Genomic DNA, 22,330 nt, shown 5'->3' with positions numbered 1-22,330 from the left:
ATGCTCTAGTGTCGGTAGAATTTTCTTTATTATATATGGCTAGTATCCAGTGAGGATTTCCGTTATAGCGGTAGTGATGGACTGGCCGATTCTGCTGGGGATGCCGATAGCAGTGATTGCCGCGACAACACCTGCGATCAGGATAATAACGGCAGCATATTCGAGGATTGTGGCACCTCGGTCCTCTTTCTGAGAGGTCGGCACAAGGAAGGCTCTGAGCTTCGCCCAGAGCGCGGTCAGGTTGTTCATGGGGCTGTCTCCTCGGGGGAAGGGGGCTTACGGCACCACATCTTCGCGGCCTCTTGCTCGGGGAAGGACCCTGGGCGGGCCCACCAGGGGTTTTGCGTGGAAGGTACAGGTTCATCGAATCCGCTGCCGGACATCAACACCTGTGGCCACTGTCGTTCTGGCCGGATGCGGCCATCCTCCTTCAGGATGCCCCAGGGGAAGCGCGTCCACACGTCGTCCACAGGACAAGGAGAAAGCCCAGGTAGGAGCGTCTTCCCAGATTTATTCGCGGTCACGCTTCCTCGCGGTGGGAGTCACGGTCGGGGCTCAGCGGGGCACCATGATGACACGTGTGTTACGGGAGATGCCATGGCCGGGCGCAAAATGCCAGGCCATCCCCTACGTCGGAATCCTCTGGTGTTGTATGGATTCCTCAGTTTCCGTCCGGGGCGTACGCCCGGAAGTCCGCTGCCTCCCAGCGGCGACTTCCGCCATCCCCATCCCCATCTCCGCACCCCTGACGGATCTCGGAATCACAGCCCGAGAGGCGGCGCCTTGGACGATGGCACGGTTCTTGTACTGGGGACGGCACTGCTCGTGGGGCTGGCGGTCGGCGGTGCTCCGCTGGTGACCGTCCTTCGTGCCGGCCTCGTTCTCCGATCCGCCCTGAGGTCGGCCGCCGACGGGAACGCCGATCCCGGTGGCGTCGCCCCGGACCCCGACGACCTGGACCCCCACGAACTGGCCCTGCTCTGCGGCGGGCCGGTCAGGGTGGGGGAGACCGCCCTCATGGACGCCTTCCTCCACGGTCGTATACGTCAACAGCCCTTCGGGGGGCTCCTCACCCTCGTCGGCCCCTCCCGGCATCCCTTCCATGAGAAGAACCTCGTCCGGCGCGATCTGGTGAAGGCCCTCCGTGGCCGCGCGGGCGTCAGTGCGCGCGAGGTGGTGGGTCGGGTCGCCACGGGAAGGGGAGTCGGACGCCACCGTGCCAGGCTCATCGAAGCCGGTCTGATCGTCGACTCGCCCCGGCTCCGAAAGTCCTTTCGAGCGCGGGAGAAGGCGGCCAGGACGATCCGGCGGATACATCTGCTCGGGTTGCTGGTGGGCGCGGCCGGCGCGGGCGCGCTCCTCCTCGCGCGGACCGACACCGCTTGGGCCGCCCTCGTCGCGGGAACGGCCGCCGTGGTGGCCCTGACGGTCGCGCGGGCGGTGATGTCGGCGAGCGGTGGTCCGGTGTCGCGCCCCAACACCTCTCTCGGGAACAGGGTGGTCGAGGTGGCCCGGGAACGCTACGGACCTTCCAGCGACCTTCTCTCCGTCGGTACACGTCTCCACGGCGGTATGACCCGAGACCAGGCGATCCGCTATACCGCGGTCGTCGGTTTCCGTGCGTTGCGTGGGTTCGTCCCGTCCCGGTACGACGGCTCCCGGTACGACGGCGGTGCCGGCGGTGAGTCCGTCGCCCGTGGGGACGCCGCAGCGAGTACCGGGCAGATCGAACCCACCAGTCTGGAGAGCGTGGGCGCCTTCGCCGAACGCTGCCAGAGTTCGTCCGGGGGTGGGAGGGACGATTCCTCCGGTGAGGGGTGGGGCGGCGGAATCGTCTTCTCCGGTACCGAAGCGAGCGGTGATTCCGGTGGTCTGGGAGGCGGCCTGGGGGGTGGTTGGTCAGGCGGCGGATCCAGCGACGGCGGAGGCGGTGGCGGAGGCGGGGACTGACCTCCGTCGCGTGGCCCACAGAACACGACGCCGGGCGGGGTCCTCCGTGAACCCCGCCCGGCGTCCCCGGTCGGAGGAGACGGTGCCACTGCCTGCCTACAGATCGGCGCCGTCACCCTTGACATTCCTCTGACCGGGGTGCGGTGGGATCAGCTTCGGTCCGGACGCTTCAGGTCGGCCAGTTCCGCCAGCAGCTCGAACGAGCGCAGACGAGCCTGCTTGTCGTAGATCATCGACGACACCATCAACTCCTCCACGCCCGTGTCGGTGACGAACAGTTCGAGCTTGCGGCGAACCGTTTCCGGTGAGCCCACGAACGAGTAACGAAGCATGTGGTCCAGTCGTTCCTTCTCGCCCGGACGCCACATGGTGTCCAGGCTTCGGGGGTCCACCGGAGGACGCAGTCTTCCGCGCGCCCCGCGCAACGTGCCCAGGAACGCCTGACGCATGGTCGTGAACAGGTATTCGGCCTCTTCGTCGGTGTCGGCGACGAAGGCGTTCACCCCCGCCATCGCATAGGGCTCCCGCGCCTGCTTCGAGGGCTGGAAGCCCTGCCGGTACACCCTCAGTGCCTCGTAGAGCGCGTCCGGCGCGAAGTGCGAGGCGAACGCGTACGGCAACCCCAGCCGGGTGGCCAACTGGGCGCCGAAGAGGCTGGAGCCCAGAATCCACAGCGGCACTCGCAACCCCTCCCCGGGGATCGCGCGCACCGGCTGCCCTGGCTCGGCGGGCTCGAAGAAACCCTGTAGTTCCCGTACGTCATCGGGGAAGGACGCGGAGGCGCGGTTGTCACGGCGCAGCGCCCTCATCGTGCGGGGGTCGGTCCCCGGAGCGCGGCCCAGGCCCAGGTCGACCCGCCCGGGGTAGAGCGATTCCAGGGTGCCGAACTGTTCGGCGATCACCAGCGGCGCGTGGTTGGGAAGCATCACTCCGCCCGCGCCGACCCGGATGGTGGAGGTCCCTTCGGCGATGAACCCCAGGGACACCGAGGTGGCAGCGCTGGCGATGGCCTCCATGTTGTGGTGCTCTGACAGCCAGAAGCGCCTGTAACCGAGCCGTTCCGCGTGCTGGGCGAGCTCCCGCGCCTCACGGAGCGCCTCGCCCGGGGTGGACCCCTCGGCGATGCTCGCGTGGTCGAGCACGGACAACGCGACTGTGGACATGATGGCTCTCTTCTTCTGCTCGGTGGCGGATCCGGCCGCGAGGTCGGGAGGCGCAGACCTCGCCATCGACGGACATGGATGTTCGATGTTCGACGAATATCGAAGTACGACGGTACGCTCACGACTGTCCCCGGACAAATCCCGTCCGGACACCGGCCGGGCCCGAGCGAGGAGGATCGCCTTGGCTCCGAGGGAGCACCCGCACCCCGACCTCCACGAGGTGGAGTTGGTCACCGTCCTGGCCGCGTTGGCCGAGCCGACCCGGTTGCGGATCGTGCGGATGCTCGCCGCCATGGAGGAGAGGGAACGGGCCTGGAAGGACATCGACCTGCCCATCGCGCGGTCGACCCTGAGCCACCACCTGAAGATCCTGCGCAACGCCGGTCTGTTGTGGAGCCGGACCGAGGGGACGCGGTGCTTCGTCTCGCTGCGTGACAAGGAGATGGAGGGCCGTTTTCCCGGCCTGCTGGAGTGCGTTCTCGCATGCCAGGACTCGGTGGACGTCCCCATGGCGAAGGGCGGCGTACGCGAGGATCGAGCGGCGTCGTGAGGACGAGGACCCGCCCACCCCGCCCCTTCCGACCCGAGTGTGTCCGAGTCCGGGCATGGTCATGGCCTCAGGACCACCTGAGTCGTCCGAGCCCCGGCGTCACGGTGAGGCGCCGCACGGGCCGGCGTCCGGTCACGATCGGACAGGGGACCCGGCTGAACGCCGACCCCTCACCGTGATCGTCGCGGGGACGGCTGTCAGGCGCCGAACCCCTCCACCCGGTGTTCGATCCACGAGCGGTCGTGTCCGGGCCACGACCGTCTCCGTCGCCCGCGCCCGGCGGCCCCTCTCACCTTCCTCGGGGCCTCCTCACGGCTCCCCGGTGCCCGACGTGCCCGGTGTCCTTCGGCGGTAGCATTCTTCCGTCCTCAGACCTTCGCCCCCATCCCCCCTTGTGTGACCGTACGACGGGCAGGGCGGGATATGCCCGGAAGCGTACGGTCGGATGGCAGAAGACTCACGTTCCCTGGACCGGTGCTCCGGATCGGCGCACCCTCCCTGGTCCAGGAGAGTGGAAGGCACTTCCCCCATGGCCTCACAACCGTCCGGCTCCCTCCCGCCCCGTGTGCGCCCCCTCACCTCCGGCGACCCCGACCAGATCGGCGACCATCGGCTGATCGGCAGACTCGGCGGAAGCGCCATGGGCGTCGTGTACGCCGCGGTGTCCCCGACCGGGGAACCGGTCGCCCTCAAGCTCGCCCACAAGGAGTGGATCCCCGCGGTGATCCCGGACCACGACGCCGCCCCGGTCCGCCACGGTCGCTTCGCCGTGGGCGCCGGCGCGGGCGGTGACCTCCACGGACGACCGTGGGCGGCGGTGCCCTACCTGCCCGGCCCCGACCTCGGCCGCCGCGTGCGGGAGGAGGGACCACTGCCCGAGGACGCGCTCGCGATCCTGGCCGCGTGCACCGCCGAGGCCCTCGCCGCACTCCACACCACCGGAGCCGCCCACGGTGACGTCAAACCCGGCAACGTGGTCCTGACTCCGGACGGCCCCCTTCTGGTGGACCACGGCATCGCCCGCCGGATCGACGACGGAGACTCGCGCACCGCCTCGGGCAGCACGGGCTGGTCGGTCCCCGAACGCCACACGGGCTCCCGGCCCGACCCCGCCTCCGACGTGTTCTCGTGGGCCTGCGTGGTGTTCCTGGCAGCCACCGGGAGCGAACCGTTCGGTACGGACACCTCCCCGCTGGAGGTGTCCCGTCGAGCCCGCGAAGGCGTCGTCGACCTCTCCGCGATTCCCTCGGACCTGCGTCCCGTACTGTCCCGGGCCCTGTCGGCGGACCCGTCCCTGCGCCCGCCCGCGGAGGAGATCTATCTGGAGTGCCTGCTGGCGGCGGGTGTGGAGGACAGTGCCACCCGCGATACGTGGTCCCAGCGGCTGCACGCGCTCATCACCTCCCACTGGCCGCGCGTGGACACCGGTGGACACCGCCCCCAGGAGTGGGCCGCCGTGGCCCGGGCCCTCGTCGAACAGGACGGCGGGGCACCGGGGAAGAGCCCGGGGCGGGCCAGGGGAGGGGGACGTGTACGCGGACGCCGACGCAAGGCCCTCATCCGCCGTGTCCCGGTCCTGGCGGTCGCCGGGGTCGTGTTCCTGGCCGCGGTGATCGGCGGAGGGTACCTGTTCCTGGACGCCCTTGCCGGAGAGACCGACACCGTCCAGGCCGAGCCCGTACCCGCGGCCCCCGAAAGGGAGAGCGAACCCGCCCCGACACCCGATCCCGGCACTTCCACAGAGGAACACCGGACCGAGCCCCTGGCCGGTATGGACCTGGTGGCGGCCTCGCTCGACGCTTTGCTGACCGCGGAGTCCTTCGAACTCACCATGGTCACCCACGCCGGGAACGGCGGAGGATACGGCCAACCCCTGCCCGGCGACACCGCGACCACACCCACCCTCTTCGACCGCGTGTTCTACCAGTCCGGGCCGCCGGAGGCGCTGCGCTGGACCAGCACCGTCAGCGGCGCGCGCACCAGTGACCTGATCCGGACCGACACAGGACTGGTGCGCGGGGAGAACACCGCGTGGAACGGGCTTCCGGCCTGGTACGAGGCCGAGCCCGAGACCCGGGAGAGGGCGGAGGTCTTCGCGCGGGACCGCGTCGTCGAACCCCTGGTGCGTGCCGTGGAGAACGGCACCGCCACCGACACCGGACCGGTGGTCTTCACCGCGCCCCCCACCCCCGAGGACGCCTACGGCCACCTGGGCACCGAAGCCCCCGACGAGGTGCCCGCGGTCCGGGTACAGGGCCGTTTCTCCTCCTCCGACACACAGGAGGCGGACACGATGTTCACCCTGGTCGCCACCGAGGACGGTATACCGCTGGGCTTCTCCACCGAGGGCGCCTCCGGAGGAGGCGTGATCCTCAACGGCCGCCCGGTCTCGGAGGGCGTCCCGATCTCCTTCCTGGCCCCGACCGCTCCGGAGCCGGAGCTCTGGTACACCCGGTACACGTTCGTGGAACTGAACGGGGAACCGGACCTGGGCGTCCCCGACCCGGGCCTGGTCCGCCCCGCCGAAGCCGCCCTGGAGGACGGGCCCCCAGCGGATTGAGGCCGGCCGCGCGCTGGTGCCGCACCTGGGCATGACATAGGTTGACTTCTGCGTCGCGTGCCACCGGTCAAGAGAAGTGGGCCGATCGGGAGGGTGCGCGGGCGCCTTGAAACCGCCGGGGAGTGAATCGCGAGCGCACACACCACGGAAGTCACCTAGGTGTACTGACCACAGAGGTTGGTGACACGGGCTGCTGGGATCTGCCCTCCGATCCCGGTGTGGGGCCGATGGTAGTTGTACCAGTCCAAGAAGTCGGGATAGGCGGCTTGGCACTCGGCCTCGCAGGAGTAGAGGCGAGCGTAGGCCCACTCGGTGGCCGGCGTGCGGTGGAACCGTTCGATCTTGCCGTTGGTCTGGGGACGCCAGGGCCGCGTCCACCAGGCCGCCTCTCGCTACGCCTCTGCGCTTGTGAAGCACGACCAGGCTGAACTTCGCACATCGTCTTGCGAGAGATCGCCTGCACGGCCGCTCGCTGACCCGAAAGCCCTCTAAAAACACTCCCTACTGGGTTTTTCGTTAGTGGTGTGGGGCTGAAGGATGGATCCCCAGCCCGGTGCGGTGGTCATGTCCAGGCCGTAGGGGATGACCGTAAAGGCGTGCCCCTTCCGCGCTCCCCTTCTTCGCCAGTGCCGCTGAGAGCACTGTGCACCGTCGAGGACGCCCCCAGCAACACCCTCACCCCGAACAGAACCCCACCCTTCACACCAGCATCACTTCTGGACACCTGAAGCGAGCCGCAACCACCAACGGTCCCTACCGCCCCGCGCCCCGCCCCTCCCCCGTGATCTTGCTCCCAGCGTCACTGGAGGTGTCCGGCAGTGACACCCAGAGCAAGATCACGGGGAGGGGGGCCACCCCCTCGGCTACATCCGGTCCGAAGGCCACGTGTACGTCGTCGGTTCCGCAGGTGGCGCGGACCGCCATCCCGACTGGTACCACGACCTCCTCGCCCACCCCCTGGTGCGTGTGGAGACGGGCACGGAGGAGTTCGAGGCCGTCCCGGGCCCGCCTCCCACGACGGCCCCTCCCCTCCCGAGGGAGGGGCCTCCCCGGCACTTCGAGGATGCTCAACCACCCAGGATGGCACCGAGGTCGACCTGGGTGCCCAGGAACATCGACCCCACGATGAGAAGGAGCAGGCCGGGCAGCAGGGTCACCGCGGTCACCATCGTCACCCGGGGGTTCATGCGCTGGGCCTTGCGGCGCATGTACTGGGCGTCGGCCCGCCGCATGTCCCGGCTGATGTCCACCAGGGTGTCGCTGAGCGGCGCCCCCAACTCCTCGGCCTGCTGGATCGCGGTCACGAACTTGCTCAACGACTCGTTACGGTTGCGGCGGCGCAACAGCTCGAAGGCCTCACGGCGTGAGATGCCCAACTCCATCTGCTGCAACGCCAGCTTGAACTCGTCGGCGAGCACCCCGGGCATGGAGTCGGCCACCCGCGCCACCGCGGCGCGGAAGGACATCCCCGCGCTCACCGTCACCGCGAGCACGTCCAGGAAATCCGGCAGCTGCGACTGCACCCTGTCCGCCCGCTCCTGACCCTGCACGTACAGGCTCAGATCGGTCAGGCCCATGAAGGCGAGCACCACCACCCCGAGCAGGGGACTGCCGGACACGAACATCAGGGTGCCCAGGAGGCCGTACAGAAGAACCTCGCCGACCTTGCGCCGCAGGTAGCGCTCCGGGGTCAGCCCCTCGGGGCGTCCCGCCGCCTCGATGCGTTCGGCGATGGAGGCCAGCCTTCTTCGCCCCAGGGCCGCCTCCAACGACCGCGCGAAGGGCCGCCCGACCGCCTCGGTGATCCGGTGCAGGACGAACGTGTCGTCGGATCGGGTCCGGGTCGGACGTACCGGTGTCCCGCCCACCGTCACCCGGGTCTGGGACATGGCCAGGTGCAGGCCGTAGCACGCGGTCACCACGACCAGCGCACCCGCCGACGCGGCGGCGAAGGGGACCAGGAGCGGAGAGACGTTCACGTCGGGGACCTCACAGTTCGAACTTGGTGATACGGGACACCAGCACGAAACCGATGGTGAACAACGCCGCCACCACCAGCAGTACCGCGATCCCCGCCACGGACGTGGTCATGACGCGCATGATGCCCGGTTCGATGGCGTTGATCAGGAACAGCGCGCCCACCGACATGAACCCCAGAGCCCACACCGTGCTCGTGGTCTCGCTGAGGATGGTCTGTACCTCGCGTCGGGTCTCCTTGCGGTTCTCCAACGTGGTGGAGATGTTGCGCAGCGCCGTGACGAGGGAACCGCCCGAGCGGGAGGCCACCACCAGGGTGGACAACAGCACCCCCAGCTCCCGGGAGGGCATCCGCTCGCGCAGTTCCCCGACGGCCTCCTCGAAGCTCGCACCCAACTTCATCGACTCCACCATGCGCCCCAGCTCCTCACCGGCGGGACCGTCCAGTTCCTCGGCGGCCATCGCCACGGCCGTGGGAAGCGCCAGCCCCGCCGAGGTCGCGTTGCCCAGCACCCGGGCCAGGTCCGGTAGTTGGGCGGTGAACTCCTCACGCCGCTTGGCCTCGGCCCGGTTGAGGTAGGAGAAGAACAGGAACGCCACCCCGGCCGCCGCCAACAGGCCGAAGAAGGGCGCCAGCACCTGCCAGACCACGATGACGGCCAACAGCGACCCGCCCCCCAGGGCGAGGACGAACGTGGACAGCCGTACGTCCGCCCCCGAGCGGGCGATCCTGCGGTGCAACCGCGCGCCCCACTGGGTGCGGTGGATGGCCGCCTCCAGCCGTGCCATGGGGGTGGACGCCTCGTACTCGGCCTGGGTCAGGGCGCTGCGGGCCGCGATCAGCCGCTTGTGCTCGGCGCTGGCCACGAACTCCCACAGTGCCCACAGCGCCAACACCAACACCACGGCCAAGCCGCCGAGGATCGCCATGAACTGCCAGGTCATCGGTGCTCCAATACGGTCGGGGGGAGCGCCCCTCCGGGCGCGGGGCGAGAACTCACCGGCCCTGCCGGGACTGCTCCTCCGAGGCCACACCGAAGGCGGCGGGGATGGCCTCGCCCACGTGGTAGATGCGTCCGGCGATGTGCCGGGGCAGGGGGAAGTGTCGGAACCGACCCTCCACCGTCCGGTGGGGGCCCATGGGCATCGCCTCGAACCGCATCACCGGGTCCAGCCGGAACTCCTCGCGTCTGCGGGAGGAGACCACCGCGATCTCGCTGACCCGTCGTGAGCCGTCCGGCCAACGACCCAGGTGCACGATGGCGTCCACCGCGTTGTTGATCTGATCGCGGATCGCGTCGTAGGGGATGGTGCCCTCGCCCAACGTGGACAGGGTCTGCAACCGGTGGATGGCGTCGTCGGCGGAGTTGGCGTGCACGGTCACCAGCGACCCGTCATGGCCGGTGTTCATGGCCTGGAGCATGTCGATGGTCTCCGAGCCGCGCACCTCGCCGACGATGATGCGGTCCGGTCGCATCCGCAGCGCGTTGCGCACCAGGTCGCGGATGGCGATCTCGCCCCGCCCCTCGATGTTGGGAGGTCTGGACTCCAACCGCACCACGTGCTCCTGCATCAGTTGCAACTCGGCGGAGTCCTCGATGGTGACGATGCGTTCGTCGGAAGGGACGAACGCCGACATCGCGTTGAGGAAGGTCGTCTTACCGGTGCCGGTGCCTCCCGAGACCACGATGTTGAACCGGGCGCGCACCATCGCCGCCAGCAGGATGCCGGTCGGCGAGTCCAGACTGCCCATCCGCACCAGTTCGTCGATCGGGTAGGGCTTGGGGAAACGTCGGATGGTCAGGACCGGCCCCGACAACGACAGCGGCGGGATGATCACGTTGACGCGCTCCCCCGTGGGCAGCCGGGCGTCCACCATCGGCGAGGCCTCGTCCACCCGGCGGTTGACCAACGACACGATGCGGTCGATGGTCTGGTAGAGCTGTTCCTCACCGTTGAAGGCGGCGTCGACCCGCTGCATGCGACCCCCGCGTTCGATGAACACGTTGTCGGGGCCGTTGACCATGATCTCGGTGATGGTCTCATCGGCCAGAAGGGGCTCCAGCACGCCCAGGCCCAGGGCCTCGTCCACGACCCGGCGAATGAGCACCGAGCGCTCCCGGTCCGACAACACCGGACCCTCACGGGTCAGGATGTGGCCCACGACCTTCTCCAGACGAACCCGGCGCTGGGCCAGGGTCAACCTGGTGAGGTCCTCCAGGTTGATCTCCTCCAACAGCCGTCGACGCCAGTGCGTGACGCTGCCACGGTCGGCGCGTCCCTCCGCGACGCGGTCCTCCTCCAAACGGTCCTTCAGACCCATGTCCCGCTCCTCCTTCCCCCGAGGCGCTCACGGCGAGCCCTCCCCGTCTCACACATCGGGCATGTCCACTCGTCGGGTCAGTGTCAGGTCCAGGCCCGAGGCCGGGAACACGATCGGCAGCCGATGCGAGACCTGCACGTAGAAACCGTCGTGGTCGTTGACCCCGCTGGTGACGACCGCCTCGTCCAGCCACGACGGCAGCGACCGGCGCGCGGCGGCCTCCGCGCCCGCGAGCTGTTGGGTCCCGGCCGCCCGCGCACCGGCCCTGGCCGCGGACTCCAGTCGCTCGGCCGCGACGAAGGCCAGGAAGGCCTCGACCGAGACGACCGCGACCAGGAGCAGGATCGGGAAGATCGCGGCGAACTCCAGCAACGGGCCACCCCGGTCGCCGCCCCGGAACGGACGGCGTCCCAGCAGCAGTCGTCTCACTCCCCGAGGAACGCGCGGCGCGGGCTCGGTGCTCACTGGAACGACCCCCTCGGCTCCACCTCGGTCACCACCCGGGCCTCCCCCGTGACGTCCCACGGGCCGGAGGCGCCGGGCAGGAAGATCGGCATGGCCAGCGTCACCCGGGCGAAGCGCGAACCGTCGCGCTCGACCACCTCCACCGTCATCACGTCCGCGCCGTCCCAGGGGGCCCGCACCCGCTTGCGTGCCTCCTCGTCCACACGCTCCATGTCGTCGGGGGTCACCGCGGCCTGTCGGGCGGCCTCCGCGGCGCCGTGCGAGGCGTACATGGCGGTGATACCGAGTAACAGGACCTGCCACACCAGGGCCAGCGCCAGCAGCAGAAAGGGCACCACGGCGGCGAACTCCACGATGACACCGCCGCGGTCGCCCCGCCGAGGCACGTCCGAGCCCCGGGCGGAGCGCGGACCGGACTCAGCCACCGAAGCCACCGTGGCCTCCACCACCCCCGTGCACGCCACCTGCGGGGCGGTCGCCGAGGAACGGGCTCGGGTACCGGGCGGGGGAGGGGCCGTCGCCCGTTCCCCTGGGCGGCGTGGGCCCCGACGAGGCGTTCAGGAAGCCGGACACATCGCGGGTGGAGGGCGGCGAGCCGCGCCGGGCGGCGAGCGAGCCGAAACCTCCCGAGCCCGCGGGGGGAGTGGCCGCGCCGCCCGTGCCACCCTGGCCGGGTGACACGGGCGGGTTCAACAGGTCCAGTTCCGCGGCCAGTCGGGAGAAGGCCTTGCGCAGTCCCTCATCGGTCACCTTGGTGGGGTCGCCGTTGTTCTCCGCCGGCTCCAGCGCCCGGTAGGCGGCGGGGACCGGGGTACGCAGAACCCGGGTCCCCAGTAGCTGCTGGAGGAAGTCCGGTTGGATCTCGTTCCTGCGGCTGTGTCGGGTGACCAGCGAGTACACGTCCTCATGGGAGCGCACGTGCAGACGTTCCCACATGGCCATGAGCCGCTGGGCGCCGCGCATCGCCGGCACGTCGGGGGTGACGGTGACGACCGCGCTGTCGGCCATCTCCACCGCCATCGCGGTGGCCTCGTTCATGGTGGAGCCGCAGTCCACGATCACCAGTTCATAGCGCGAACGCAGCGCGCTCAGCACACGGCGGGCGGCGCGCGCGGTGACGTCCTCACCACGTTCGCCGTGCTCGGGGGCCAGCAGCACGTGCGGTCCGCGCGGGTCCACGTACAACGTCTCCGAGAGCATGCCGGGGGTGATGTCGTCCCCGGCCTCGACCAGGTCGCTGATGGAGCGGCGGTGGCGCAGGTTGAGGAACGCGGGCAGGTCGCCGGTCTGGAGGTCCAGGTCCACCAGGCACACCACCCGCTCCGCGGCGGCGGCCGCCATCGCCAGGTGCACCGCGCACGTGGTGGTGCCCACGCCGCCCTTGGCGCCGCCGAGGGCCACGATCCGACCGCGTACACCCGAGGCGGGCAGATCCCACGAGGCCGACTCCAGGTGACGGCGCAGCGTCCGTGACCACTCGGCCGCCTTGGTGATGCGGTTCTCCAACTCGGCGATGCCCGAGTCCTCGGGTATCACCCCGCGGGCACCGGCCTCCATGGCGCCGGTGAAGGTGTCGGGGTCCATCGTGGGCGACACCAGCAGGATGGCCAACTGCGGGTGACGGTGGGACAGGTCCCTTATCGCGTCGAACACCGGGGCCGGGCCCAGGTCCTGGTGGATGAGGACCACGTCGATCTCGGGAAACTCCCCGGCCGCGTCGATCAGTGCCGACGTGGTGGGCCGGGAGGCCACGAGGTCGGCGTTGCGCAGTTCGTCGAAACGCGCGGCGAGCACCATCTCCGACTCGGAGGTGGGCATGCCCGCCAGGACACGGAAGTTCAACGTCTACCCCCCATGCGGCATGCGCCGCCCGTTGGTCATGTCCCCGTCGTCGGGTGTGTCGACGCCCACGAGATCGTCGAAGTCCTTGCTACAGAACTCCGAGTCCCCGGGCGACCCTCCGCCGTCGGCGCTCACCAGCGCCAGTCTGAGCTTGGTGGAGAAGTCCTCGGCGTAGGCCAGTCGCAACGCGGCCTCCGGCTCCAGACGGAAGGTCACGGGGACCACCCCGGCCATGCCGCCGCCCTCGCTCTCCTTCGACCGCAACTCACCGATGTCGAGGACCTCCACCTCGGTGAGGACGCGCACCGCGCACGCCTGGCCGTGGTCGCGCGGTTGGAAGGTGCCGTAGATGTCCACGAACGACCCGCGCCGCACCTTGCCGGCGACACCGGTCTCGGCGTCGACCATGATGGCGATCTCCCTTTCGCCCGCGGTCAGGGTGGGCTGGGGCTGCACCATGCCGTGCTGGAGGTACACGCCCGCCTCCAGGTGGGAGGCGGCGACCAACTCCTGGTCGGCGGGGGTCTCGACGTCGGACAGGTCGGCGAGGAAGACCTCCGGGTCGAAGTAGGCCCTGGGCACCTGGACCCGTTCCACGGAGCCCTCTCCGAGAGGTTGGTAGGCGTCGACGTCCTCGGTCAGTCGCAGGACGGTCGCGAAGTCGCCGAGACGTTCCTGCTGGTCTCTGAGGTAGGTGAACACGGAGGCGAACACGGCGACGGCGCCGATAGCGGCAACGACCATGAGCAGGACGCCGCGTCGCTGACGGGGGTTCATAGGGGTTGCTTATCCGTTTCCAGTGTCGTCACGGGCCGCCGGTCGGGGCGCGGCGCGGAGCCTACCGGGAGTAGGTCCTCGGCGCTTCGGCCTGCGGGGTGCGGTCCGCCGGCGGCGGACCCTCCGGTCGGTGGGTGGACGGTGGGGGACGGTGCTCGGATGGGTGCTGGAGGTCGGTGGGGGAGGGGGATGTGGGCGGGGCGGGACGGACGGGGCCGATGCGGGGGTGCGGGTGCGAGGAGGCCGCGTTGGGCGGCTGTGGGAGACGAGGAGCCCCGTGTCCGCCGTCCGGGCGGGGTGTGCCGCGTGGGGCCCGGGACCGCACGGCCCGAGCGGAGCAGAAGGGACAGTGTCGGGACGACATCGGCTCACCGCACCAGGAGCAGGCGGAGGCGCGGAGGGAACCGGCCGCGTAGGCCAGGGCCTGGGGGTGAGCGCTCAACGCCACGAACTCCACGTACTTGGCGGTTCCCCAGTACTCGGGGCCCAGCGGTTGGGCGGGCAGGGCGCGGGTCGCCACCGGTTGGACGGCCTGGGGCAGGTTGTCGTCGAAGGGGCCGGTGATGCCGGGGTCGGGTGTGGAGTACAGCAGTTGGACCGGCTGCACGGGGCGGAAGGGCAGAGAACCGGCGACGTCGGACGGCCGCATACGTCCCACCTGGCGGATGGGCGCGCAGTAGGCGAGAAAGGACACCGCCGGAGCGTAGGAGCCCACGTGCTGGCGTAGGGAGGTGGGGATCGTGGACAGACCGGAGACCGATCTGAGCCAGGCTCCCGCGAGCAGATGCCTGGGCAGTTCGTCGCACAGCGCGGCGACCATCCCCGGTTGGAGGTAGGGAGCGAGGTAGGCGAGTTGGTCGGCGACCAGCGAAAGGGCGAGGGGCGACAGGTCGAGGCCGATCCCGGCGACGTGGTCGGTGCGCATCGCCCCACGGGCGAAGTTGACCGCCCGTTCGGCGTCCGAGGAGCGCCACGTGGGGTACAGGGCCACGATCTTGCGCCCGGCCTCGATCTCTTGCCTAGCGAAGGCGACGAACGCCGCGCTGCGCTCGCCGACACCCTCTCCGCGCAGTGCGAACCGCCGGGCCCCGGCCTCGCCCACGTGACCCGTGCTGGGGATGTCCGCCAACAGGGCGACGGTCGTCGCCGACCGAGGTAGGGCAGTGGACACTGGGCAAGCTCCATCGGTTCTGCGCATGGGGGGAGACTGCTGGACGGCCTTCCGCGCCGGAGGCACCGCTCGGACGCATCGTAACCAATGTGTGGCGGAGCGCGGGAGCCCTCGCGTTCGTCGCCCTGACAGGCGGGGCGTGAGGTGTGGGAGGGGTCCGGGAGGGAAGTCGACGGATGTGACTTCGGCGGAGGGCCTTCTCCGCCGACCGCGAGGGAACACGTCGCGTTCGTGTACGCCACCGCCTTTCTGCACGGATTTCTACACGGAGCCGGCGCCCGCCGGACGTATGTGGCCGGCCCGTGGACGGACCGGTATGTGGCCGCTCCCCCTTTGTCGGGGTTCGTTCGGGGTCATGGTGTCGGGGCGGTCGTGGACCTCCCGCCGCGGCTACCTCCTTCCCACTCCACGGCCTCGCACTCACCCGACCCGCCTCGTCCAAGGATGCCCTTCCCCACCCTCGCCCACCAGTGCCCCCGGACAGTTTGTGGACGGTCGGTTCCGACCGGGAGGAAACGCCATGGGGTCGATCACGCTCGGATCCGCGCCGATCGGGAACGAATCAGGGCTCTTTCGCGTCATATCTTGAGAAGCGACACGTCCCCGGAGGAGACCAAGGATGCGCAAGGCGAACCGTGCCGCGGCCGGAGCCGCTGCCTGGCAGGTCATCCAGAACACAGACGGCGACGTCTCGGTGTGGAAGCGCGCCGGGGCGGTTCCACGCATGATCGGCGCCAAACTGAGAGGGCGCTACCCCGAGCTGAGCACCACGAAGCTGCTCGGGATGCTCGTGCTGGCGGCCTACATCATCTCGCCCATCGATTTCGTTCCCGAGTTGTTCATCCCGCTGCTCGGCCTGGCCGACGACGTCGGTGTCGCCGTGTGGCTGACCACCATGGCCCTCGGAGAGAGCGAGCGCTTCGTCAAGTGGGAGCGCGACGTCCAGGCTCAGCAGGCCTTCCAGGAGGCCAACGGACCCGGGCAGGCGGGCGCGGACCGGAACGGCCCTCGTCGGGACGTGTCCGGACAGGCGGCGGGCCAGGCCTCCGGGTAGGGGCGCCGAGGTCCGTATTCCTCCAGGTCCACGCGGGCCCCGCGGCACCGACGCGGGGCCCGTTCCCCGTGCACGGAACCCCTCGGGCCGTCCTCGGGGAAGGCCGGACCCGCGACCGCGCGGACGTTCGGTGTCCCCGACTCGCCGGAGAGCTCGTTGAGGAGGCTCAGCGGGCAGACCGGCCCTCGGGGACGATGACGGCCACCATCCGGTCCACCAGGGACTCGGGGTCGTCGTCGGTGAGCACGTCCGGCAGGGTCAGGTGTTCCACGAGCAGGCCGGTCATCGCCAGGTAGAGGGTGACCACGGTGTTCCGGTCACCGGGGAAACCGCCCTCCAGGTGCCGCCGCACGTTCTCCTCCAGGGTCCACCTGATGGTGCGAGTCAGTTCCTCGCGGATGCCCGGATGTCGGTTGGCCTCCAGACGCAGCTCCAGAAGGGCGAGGTAGCCGTTGCGGTCGGCCTCGACCCGCCTCAACAGGTCGCGCATGCCCAGGCGGGTCTGCTCACGCGAGGGAACCGAGTCCAGGAACCGGGCCATGAACTCCTCGGTGGGCGCCAGTCGCACGTGGACGTGCGCGCCCGCCTGGAGCAGGAGTTCGGAGCGGTTGGCGAAGTAGTTGGACGCCGTCCCGCCGGGGACCCCGGCTCGGGCGTCGACCGCCCGGAAGGTCAACCCTCGGGCCCCGTCCTCCGCGAGCACGTCGATGGCCGCGTTCAGCAGGGCGCGCCTGCGCTCGGGGTTCTGCCGCATGACTTCCGCCCCTCCTTTCTCGGGAAGAACACGCTTGTCTCCATCACTTCGATCGTAGTACTTTACTTGTAGTGGTATTCGGCGAACAGCTGGGAGAAGCATGGACATCGAACTCGTCGGCCTGGCCGTCCTCTGCGACGCCCCGCGCTCCAGCGCCGAGTGGTTCGCCGAGCATTTCGGTTTCGAGATCGGCGTCGACCTCGGTTGGTACCTCAACACCCGGCACAGCGGCCACCACAAACTGTCCATCGACTTCGTGCTGCGCGACCACCCGTCCACACCTTCGATCCTGCGCTCGGGCGGGGGCGAGACGCTGATCGCCTTCCTGGTACCGGACGTGGACGCCGAGGAGAGGCGCCTGCGCGAAGCGGGCGTGGAGGTGATCATGCCACTGGTCAGCGAACCGTGGGGACAGCGACGTTTCCAGGTCTCGGGCCCTGAAGGGCTCTACGTCGAGGTGCTACAGCGGGTCGACCCCGACCCACAGTGGATGAGGGACAACGGTCTCGCCGCACAGGCGGAGGGGTGAACGCGGGTCGGATCACACGATCCGACCCGCGTCGCACGGACGGGGACCGGCTCAAAGGTGCTCGGCGAGCGGGCCCATGACCGGGATCCACTCCCGAACACCGATCCGGGTGATCAGGCCCTGGATGTGGAAGGGGTCCTTCTCCGCCAAGGCGAGGGCCTCCTCCCTGGAGTCGGCGCGAAAGAGCAGGAGCGCGCCGGGTTCCTCCTCGGTGCCCCACGGGCCCGAGCACAGGTTGACGCCCTGTGCGGAGAGGACACCAAGGTACTCCCGGTGAACGGGACGATGCTCGTCACGTGCGGCGGCGCTGTCGGGAGCATAGGTGTAGGTGACGGCGAAGATCGCCATGCGAGTTCCTCCTGGTACGGCGGTACGGCGGTGGACCGACGCGAGGCCCTCACCGCGGTCGCCGCCACTGTGCCACAGGACGAGGGGCGGCGGGTCGCTCACTCCGGAGGTTCCAACTCGGCGTAGACCACCAGGTTGTCGGTGTAGCCGTCGCCCCGTTCGAACCGGCCCCCGCAGGTCACCAGGCGCAACTCGGCCCGATTGCCCGTGGGTCCGTAGACCTTCCGGGTGGGGAAGGCGTGCTTGTCGTACTCACGCACCGCGTAGACGGTGAACACGGCCTCGGTGCCGTCGGAGCGGGTGACGGTCACCTCGTCGCCCGGCTCCAACCGTCGCAGCCAGAAGAAGACCGCCGGGCCGCTGACGGAGTCCACGTGCGCCCCCATCACCGCCGCTCCGGCCTGGCCCGGCCAGGGACCGGACTCGTACCAGCCGACCGTGTCGGTGTCCTCGGGGGACGCCAAAGCGCCGGTGGCGTCCACGTCCAGCGGGACGAGGTCGGTGGTGTCGACCTCGATCGCGGGGATGGTGAGGCCGACCGGACGGGAACGCTCCATCGCGGGCGCGGCGTCGGCGGGCGCCCGTGTGACGGCGGGGGCGGGCGCGGCGTCCGCCCGGTCCCCGGCCAGGTCGCTCTGCCACATCCCCGCGGCCATGAGCAGGACGCCGAGGGAGGAGACGAACCTCGTGGCCGCCGAGCACAGTGCCCGGCGGCCACGAGACGGTTGCGGCCACGCGGCCGTTCCGGCGCTGGAGCCGGTACCGGGAAGTGTCATCATGCCCGGACGCGCAACAGGTGGCGGCCGGCGACGGCCACCGCTCCCGCGACCGTGACCAGGGCGGCGCCCAGGCCGATCATCCAGGCCACGGGGGTCCCCGACGTGCCGCCGAAGCCGGTCTCCATCCCGCGCTCGGGGGCCGCGGCGAGCGCGCCGCAGGAAGCGGGGTGGGTGGCCTGGGCCGGGAGCGAACCGTCGAGTTCGCTGGGCCCGGCGGCGTTGAAGTCGTACTCGCGGGTGTCCTCGGCGCCGATACCGCGCTGGACGACGACGGCCTTGCCGTGCAGGACCCGCTTGGCGATGTCCTCGCTGACCTCGAAGGTGCGCTCGTACTCCAGCTTGCCGTTCTCGTCGGCGACCGGCATGTTCTCCATGTCGAGCTTGTTCTCCGCGCCGACACCGCCCTCGGCGGTCAGCGACACGGCCTCGGGACCGTAGTAGGGCGTGCCCTCGACGGTGCTGACGAAGCCGTCGCCGTTCTCGTCGGCCTTCAGACCCGTCGGGCAGATGTTCTCGCCGCCGACGTGCAGGTGCTGGGCGTGCGGCAGGCCCGGCGCGAGGCCGGTGGCGTGGATCTGGACGGTCATCGTCGTGCCTCGGAGCTCGACGGTGCTGGTGCCCGTCGCGTTGGTCTCGTTCATGGGCTGCAATTGGGCGTGCAGGACCTTGGTGTCCTGTGGTCCGTCGGAAGCGCCGGCATGAGCGGCCGTGGCGGCCAGCACCAGCCCCATGGGGAGCGCCAGTGCCGCCGCGGTGGCGGTTGCCTTGTGCATTGCGAGAGTCTCCTCTGCGTTCCTCGCCGTTCTGATAACGGGAGTCGTGCGAGGAGATGCCCCTCCGCAGTGGGGCGGTAACCCTATGTAATGAGTTAATTACGTGTAGTTGTGAACCGTTTTTGTGGTGACACAGGGGGATTGAGGTGGTTTCAGGAGGTTGGGCTGGAGGGCTCGCAGCCGCGAACCCCCTACGTAGGGCCACTTTCAGGCCTTAGAGTGGCCCTGGTAAGGGGTGTGCCGTACTGACGCGGCCGGCGTGTCGTACGGCAGGCGCGGCGGCGCCTGCGCGTGATGCCTCTACTCAGCGCGACCACGAGATCGATGAGGAGGGAGAAGGGCGAGGAGTGCTCCCCAGAGTGGGGAGGCGTCTTCGGGCTGTGCGCATGATGTGCTCGTCGAGCTTCTATAGCTCTCCTGTGCCACAGTCGACGTAGTCGGCGATGCTCTTCTCGTACTCTTCACGGGTGTCGAATTTCCCGTTGTAGAGCTCGATATAGGAAGAGACGAAGTCACGGCCTATCATCCTATGGTCGCACCAGGTGACCTCGTTTTCCCACAGAAGTGCGTTCATGGCATTGTCTACATGGCGCGGCAAAAGACCATCGTCCCCGAGTCCCTCTGCGACGGTCCATTTAGCAGGGTCGGTCTCCAGTCTGTATTGATTGTCTTCTTCTATGAGGGCGCCTCCCTCCAAGAGGGATTCTCTAGTTCTATCGGAAGCGTTCGCGATTATCTCAGGCGATTCTTCCTCAACGAACATTCTCTCTAGAGTCAGTATCATGACATGTCGGCGAACCCATTCGCCATCTACCTTTGACGGGTCGTTCTCTTCTGGAGAAGGCTCTGAGTCTGCCTGGGGCGGTACAAGACCGAGTCCTTGGCATGCAGAAAGAGATATCGCGACGGCGAGGACGACAATCGCTTCGGTGAGTTTGCACTGGAGGATGGCGTACGGATATTTCTCTGAGCAGAGGAGGCGTCTTCGGGCTGTGCGCATGAGGTGCTCGTCGAGATTCTACAGCTCTCCTGTTCCGCAGTCGACGTAGTCGGCGATGCTTTTTTCGTATTCTTCATAACTAGCCGAAAATCCTTCGTGGAGGTCAGTGTAATTCCTCACAAAATCTTTTCCAGAAATTGAATCTCCACACCAGGTGACGTTGTTATTGTTGAGGATCACGTTTAGTGTGAAGTCAATATTGTTGATGTGAGTATCACTACTCAGGTCTTCTGATGTGTTCCATTTATTTGTGCTTGTCTCGACTTTATATATATCTCCTTCTTTGGCTAGCACTCCAGCCTTCAAAAGTTGATCTACTCCAGAATCTCCGGTGTTGTCAAGAACCTGCTCTGGATACTCATGGATCATGCGTTCAAATGTGAATATTTTGGTGTGGCGAAGTATCCACTCATTGCTCGGGGATTCAAGTGCCCTCTGTTCATATTCCTGCTCCTGTTTCGAACAGGAGGATAGGAGCAGGAGTCCAGAAAATATTAATACTGCTGTCAATACTTTCTTCAGTTTCATGGGTATAAGTTATCGCTTTCCGAAATTTTTCACAAGGTCGTGGCGATTGTTGTACTCTTCGGAGTATTCTCCCGCGAGATCAAGGGCGTCGGTAGGCTTTCTCTCGGTACGGGAATCTGTCGGGGTTATTTCAGTGTTTTCCAGGGCGCCTGCTAGAACATCATCCAATTCAAGGAACTCTCCCTCGAGTCTACCGTTGTCCTGCCAAATTTCAGAAGATTGGTTGAGCTCTATTTCGCCATCTTTGTTAATGGTGCACACATTGGCTTCGATGAGCGTTTCGATCAGATGCTGAGGGGGTTTTTGTTCGATGTTCTCGCTTTGAGAGTTCATGATCTTTTCGAGCAGAATGAGCTCATTCTGCCTGATGCGAGTTTCAGCGTTTTCGCCCGACGGGAGGCGTGGTCTTACAGTGGTTTCCTGGTCTACCAATTTTTCAATAATCCAGTCAGGGCCAAGGTTCAGACCCCAGCCGATACTCTTTCCGATTACAGGTATTTTTTCGGAGTGCTCTGCGGCTTTTTCAATGGCGTATCCATATAGCTTCTCTTTTCTTTCTTTGGTCTCTGTGAGGTCCAGGCTTCTCTTTTCTGCCTCTGCCTCCAGGGCGATTTCTATCAGTGCGTCCAGGCTAGCTGATCCTCTGGAAGCAGTGCTTGTGTTACCATTTTCCAGGAGGATTTCAATTGCCAGATTCTGGTAAAGGGCAGCAGAGTTTATGGTTCGTGTTGCAGTGTCATCGTTGCCCATGAGATACTCCATGTAAGATGCTCGCTCTTGGGGTCCGATGTTGAAACGGTTGGTTTCTGAAATGTAATCTCCTACTCCTGTTGTTGCCACTTCTTCGCCGTTTTCATTAGTTTCTGAGACGCTGCTCTCAGCAAAGCTGAATATATAAGAGTCAAATATATCAGCCAGACTGTGGGCGAGTTCAGTGTTAAATGCAGTGAAGGACGCGCTATTGTATTCTTTCCCGTCTTCGCTGACGTCCACGCCTGTGCTGGTGAGTGCTTCCTGCATCTCAGCGGTAGTGACCATGCCGACAAAACTTGCTGCGGCTTTTCCGGACATGTCCTGGTCTCTTGGGTCATCGCTCTCAGACTTGTCAGAGATCCAGTCAATCAGCTGAGAAACAGTTTCACCCTTGTCATGCCACTCGTAGGTGAACAGACCCTCAATGACGTTTGACCGATCTTCACTGGAGTGGTAAATGTCAAGTTTAGTGTAGTCTACGCCTGATCTGGATTGGTCCATGCCCAATGCGGGGTGACTCGCATAGGGGTCAGTATTGGGATGTTCGCCGGTAAGTATGTAATAGCTGGCATCTTCGTTGCGGGTGCTTACCTCTATCAGCGGAGTCATGTCCTCTGAGGTGAGAAAGCCGTTTTCTCCTATGCGATGTGTGTAGGTGCCTGAGGACATGGACAGGTTGACCGACAGTTCGTAGCCGCCTCGGAAGTCTTCGTCGGTGTGCTGCAGCATGTTGGACAGGGCCCGTACATCGTTCTCGTAGAGAACCCAGGAGTAGGGCACCTCGTCTTCCCCGTGTTCGTAGTACTGAGGGCTTTCGGCCACTCGGCGCACACTTCTTGGCAAGTCCTCATAACTGCCACCAAGACTCTCATCGGAGAGCGCTAGCAAGCCGTCACCTAGCACACCCAGCGCGTACTCGCGTTCTTCGTCGGTCAGGTGCTCGCCCTCCATCTGGGCCGGCACACCGAGTACGCCCGGTCCCGGGGTGTTCTCCGACTCCAGGCGCTCGTAGAACGCGTCGAGGAAGGCCATCT

At 67.3% G+C, this 22,330-nt stretch carries 22 protein-coding genes and 2 pseudogenes; 6 read left to right on the top strand and 18 right to left on the bottom strand.

The annotated features are described in order from the left end of the window. Positions 1–39 precede the first annotated feature (39 nt). Positions 40–249, bottom strand: a complete 210-nt coding sequence (locus PFX91_RS11920) for a hypothetical protein (protein WP_285731571.1) — start codon at positions 247–249, stop codon at positions 40–42. Positions 250–783: 534 nt separating this feature from the next. Here PFX91_RS11920 and PFX91_RS11915 point away from each other — a divergent pair. Continuing rightward, a complete protein-coding gene (locus PFX91_RS11915; protein ID WP_285731570.1) occupies positions 784–1,950 on the top strand; it encodes a TIGR04222 domain-containing membrane protein in 1,167 nt (388 codons plus the stop codon). 149 nt (positions 1,951–2,099) lie between these two features. On the opposite strand, the gene PFX91_RS11910 is transcribed toward PFX91_RS11915, so the two are convergent. Then, on the bottom strand, positions 2,100–3,113 hold the full coding sequence (locus PFX91_RS11910; protein WP_285731569.1) for an LLM class flavin-dependent oxidoreductase: 1,014 nt from the start codon (positions 3,111–3,113) through the stop codon (positions 2,100–2,102). Positions 3,114–3,294: 181 nt separating this feature from the next. Here PFX91_RS11910 and PFX91_RS11905 point away from each other — a divergent pair, with 181 nt between their 5' ends. Further along, positions 3,295–3,663 carry an ArsR/SmtB family transcription factor gene (locus PFX91_RS11905; RefSeq protein ID WP_285731568.1) on the top strand — a complete coding sequence of 123 codons (369 nt, stop codon included), beginning with the start codon at positions 3,295–3,297 and terminating at the stop codon, positions 3,661–3,663. 529 nt (positions 3,664–4,192) lie between these two features. Then, on the top strand, positions 4,193–6,223 hold the full coding sequence (locus tag PFX91_RS11900) for a protein kinase domain-containing protein (RefSeq protein ID WP_285731567.1): 2,031 nt from the start codon (positions 4,193–4,195) through the stop codon (positions 6,221–6,223). A gap of 155 nt (positions 6,224–6,378) precedes the next feature. Here PFX91_RS11900 and PFX91_RS11895 read toward each other — a convergent pair. Then, positions 6,379–6,597 (bottom strand): annotated as a pseudogene (locus tag PFX91_RS11895) (integrase core domain-containing protein); the annotation flags it as partial. Between the two features lie 493 nt (positions 6,598–7,090). Between PFX91_RS11895 and PFX91_RS11890 the strand changes: the two are divergent. Then, positions 7,091–7,210 (top strand): annotated as a pseudogene (locus PFX91_RS11890) (nitroreductase/quinone reductase family protein); the annotation flags it as partial. Positions 7,211–7,290: 80 nt separating this feature from the next. On the opposite strand, the gene PFX91_RS11885 reads toward PFX91_RS11890, so the two are convergent. From PFX91_RS11885 to PFX91_RS11850, 8 genes are all read right to left on the bottom strand, one after another. Further along, positions 7,291–8,202, bottom strand: coding sequence for a type II secretion system F family protein (locus PFX91_RS11885; RefSeq protein WP_285731566.1), 912 nt, complete (start codon positions 8,200–8,202; stop codon positions 7,291–7,293). Positions 8,203–8,212: 10 nt separating this feature from the next. Then, complete coding sequence (locus tag PFX91_RS11880) at positions 8,213–9,145, bottom strand: type II secretion system F family protein (RefSeq protein ID WP_285731565.1); 933 nt, start codon at positions 9,143–9,145, stop codon at positions 8,213–8,215. 52 nt (positions 9,146–9,197) lie between these two features. Continuing rightward, on the bottom strand, positions 9,198–10,523 hold the full coding sequence (locus PFX91_RS11875; RefSeq protein ID WP_285731564.1) for a TadA family conjugal transfer-associated ATPase: 1,326 nt from the start codon (positions 10,521–10,523) through the stop codon (positions 9,198–9,200). 48 nt (positions 10,524–10,571) lie between these two features. After that, positions 10,572–10,988: a TadE/TadG family type IV pilus assembly protein gene (locus PFX91_RS11870; protein WP_502888308.1), complete on the bottom strand. Its 417-nt coding sequence runs from the start codon at positions 10,986–10,988 to the stop codon at positions 10,572–10,574. Beyond that, positions 10,985–11,341, bottom strand: a complete 357-nt coding sequence (locus tag PFX91_RS11865) for a pilus assembly protein (protein ID WP_502888314.1) — start codon at positions 11,339–11,341, stop codon at positions 10,985–10,987. Before PFX91_RS11865 ends, PFX91_RS11870 begins: the two co-directional genes overlap by 4 nt. Positions 11,342–11,405: 64 nt before the next feature. After that, positions 11,406–12,830: a CpaE/TadZ family protein gene (locus PFX91_RS11860; RefSeq protein WP_285731562.1), complete on the bottom strand. Its 1,425-nt coding sequence runs from the start codon at positions 12,828–12,830 to the stop codon at positions 11,406–11,408. A 3-nt stretch (positions 12,831–12,833) separates the two neighbouring features. Beyond that, complete coding sequence (gene cpaB, locus PFX91_RS11855; protein ID WP_285731561.1) at positions 12,834–13,607, bottom strand: Flp pilus assembly protein CpaB; 774 nt, start codon at positions 13,605–13,607, stop codon at positions 12,834–12,836. A gap of 61 nt (positions 13,608–13,668) precedes the next feature. After that, complete coding sequence (locus PFX91_RS11850) at positions 13,669–14,778, bottom strand: hypothetical protein (RefSeq protein WP_285731560.1); 1,110 nt, start codon at positions 14,776–14,778, stop codon at positions 13,669–13,671. A gap of 619 nt (positions 14,779–15,397) precedes the next feature. On the opposite strand from PFX91_RS11850, the gene PFX91_RS11845 reads away from it, so the two are divergent. Further along, the gene (locus tag PFX91_RS11845) at positions 15,398–15,832 is read left to right on the top strand and encodes a YkvA family protein (RefSeq protein ID WP_285731559.1); all 435 of its coding nucleotides are present in this window, start codon (positions 15,398–15,400) and stop codon (positions 15,830–15,832) included. 166 nt (positions 15,833–15,998) lie between these two features. Here PFX91_RS11845 and PFX91_RS11840 read toward each other — a convergent pair whose 3' ends face one another. Continuing rightward, positions 15,999–16,586, bottom strand: a complete 588-nt coding sequence (locus tag PFX91_RS11840) for a TetR/AcrR family transcriptional regulator (protein ID WP_285731558.1) — start codon at positions 16,584–16,586, stop codon at positions 15,999–16,001. Between the two features lie 100 nt (positions 16,587–16,686). Between PFX91_RS11840 and PFX91_RS11835 the strand changes: the two genes are divergently transcribed. Then, on the top strand, positions 16,687–17,115 hold the full coding sequence (locus tag PFX91_RS11835; RefSeq protein WP_285731557.1) for a VOC family protein: 429 nt from the start codon (positions 16,687–16,689) through the stop codon (positions 17,113–17,115). A 51-nt stretch (positions 17,116–17,166) separates the two neighbouring features. Here the strand turns inward: PFX91_RS11835 and PFX91_RS11830 are convergent, their stop codons facing one another. The 6 genes from PFX91_RS11830 to PFX91_RS11805 form a co-directional block, all read right to left on the bottom strand. Further along, positions 17,167–17,463 (bottom strand): YciI family protein, encoded by a 297-nt coding sequence (locus PFX91_RS11830; protein ID WP_285731556.1) that lies wholly within the window; start codon positions 17,461–17,463, stop codon positions 17,167–17,169. Positions 17,464–17,561: 98 nt separating this feature from the next. Next, complete coding sequence (locus PFX91_RS11825; protein WP_285731555.1) at positions 17,562–18,242, bottom strand: class F sortase; 681 nt, start codon at positions 18,240–18,242, stop codon at positions 17,562–17,564. Beyond that, positions 18,239–19,015: a hypothetical protein gene (locus PFX91_RS11820; RefSeq protein ID WP_285731554.1), complete on the bottom strand. Its 777-nt coding sequence runs from the start codon at positions 19,013–19,015 to the stop codon at positions 18,239–18,241. The genes PFX91_RS11825 and PFX91_RS11820 overlap by 4 nt, the downstream gene beginning before the upstream one ends. A 406-nt stretch (positions 19,016–19,421) precedes the next feature. Further along, positions 19,422–20,015, bottom strand: a complete 594-nt coding sequence (locus PFX91_RS11815; protein WP_285731553.1) for a hypothetical protein — start codon at positions 20,013–20,015, stop codon at positions 19,422–19,424. An 18-nt stretch (positions 20,016–20,033) separates the two neighbouring features. Then, positions 20,034–20,543, bottom strand: coding sequence for a hypothetical protein (locus PFX91_RS11810; RefSeq protein WP_285731552.1), 510 nt, complete (start codon positions 20,541–20,543; stop codon positions 20,034–20,036). Between the two features lie 9 nt (positions 20,544–20,552). Beyond that, positions 20,553–22,330, bottom strand: a 1,778-nt coding sequence (locus tag PFX91_RS11805; protein ID WP_502888307.1) for a TPR repeat domain-containing protein, incomplete at its 5' end; no start/stop codon positions are given.

Origin of the sequence: Nocardiopsis sp. ATB16-24 (assembly GCF_030271535.1) — a bacterium.
Taxonomy (GTDB): domain Bacteria; phylum Actinomycetota; class Actinomycetes; order Streptosporangiales; family Streptosporangiaceae; genus Nocardiopsis.
Note: the sequence above shows the minus strand (reverse complement) of the source record. Positions and strands in the feature narration are given on the sequence as shown.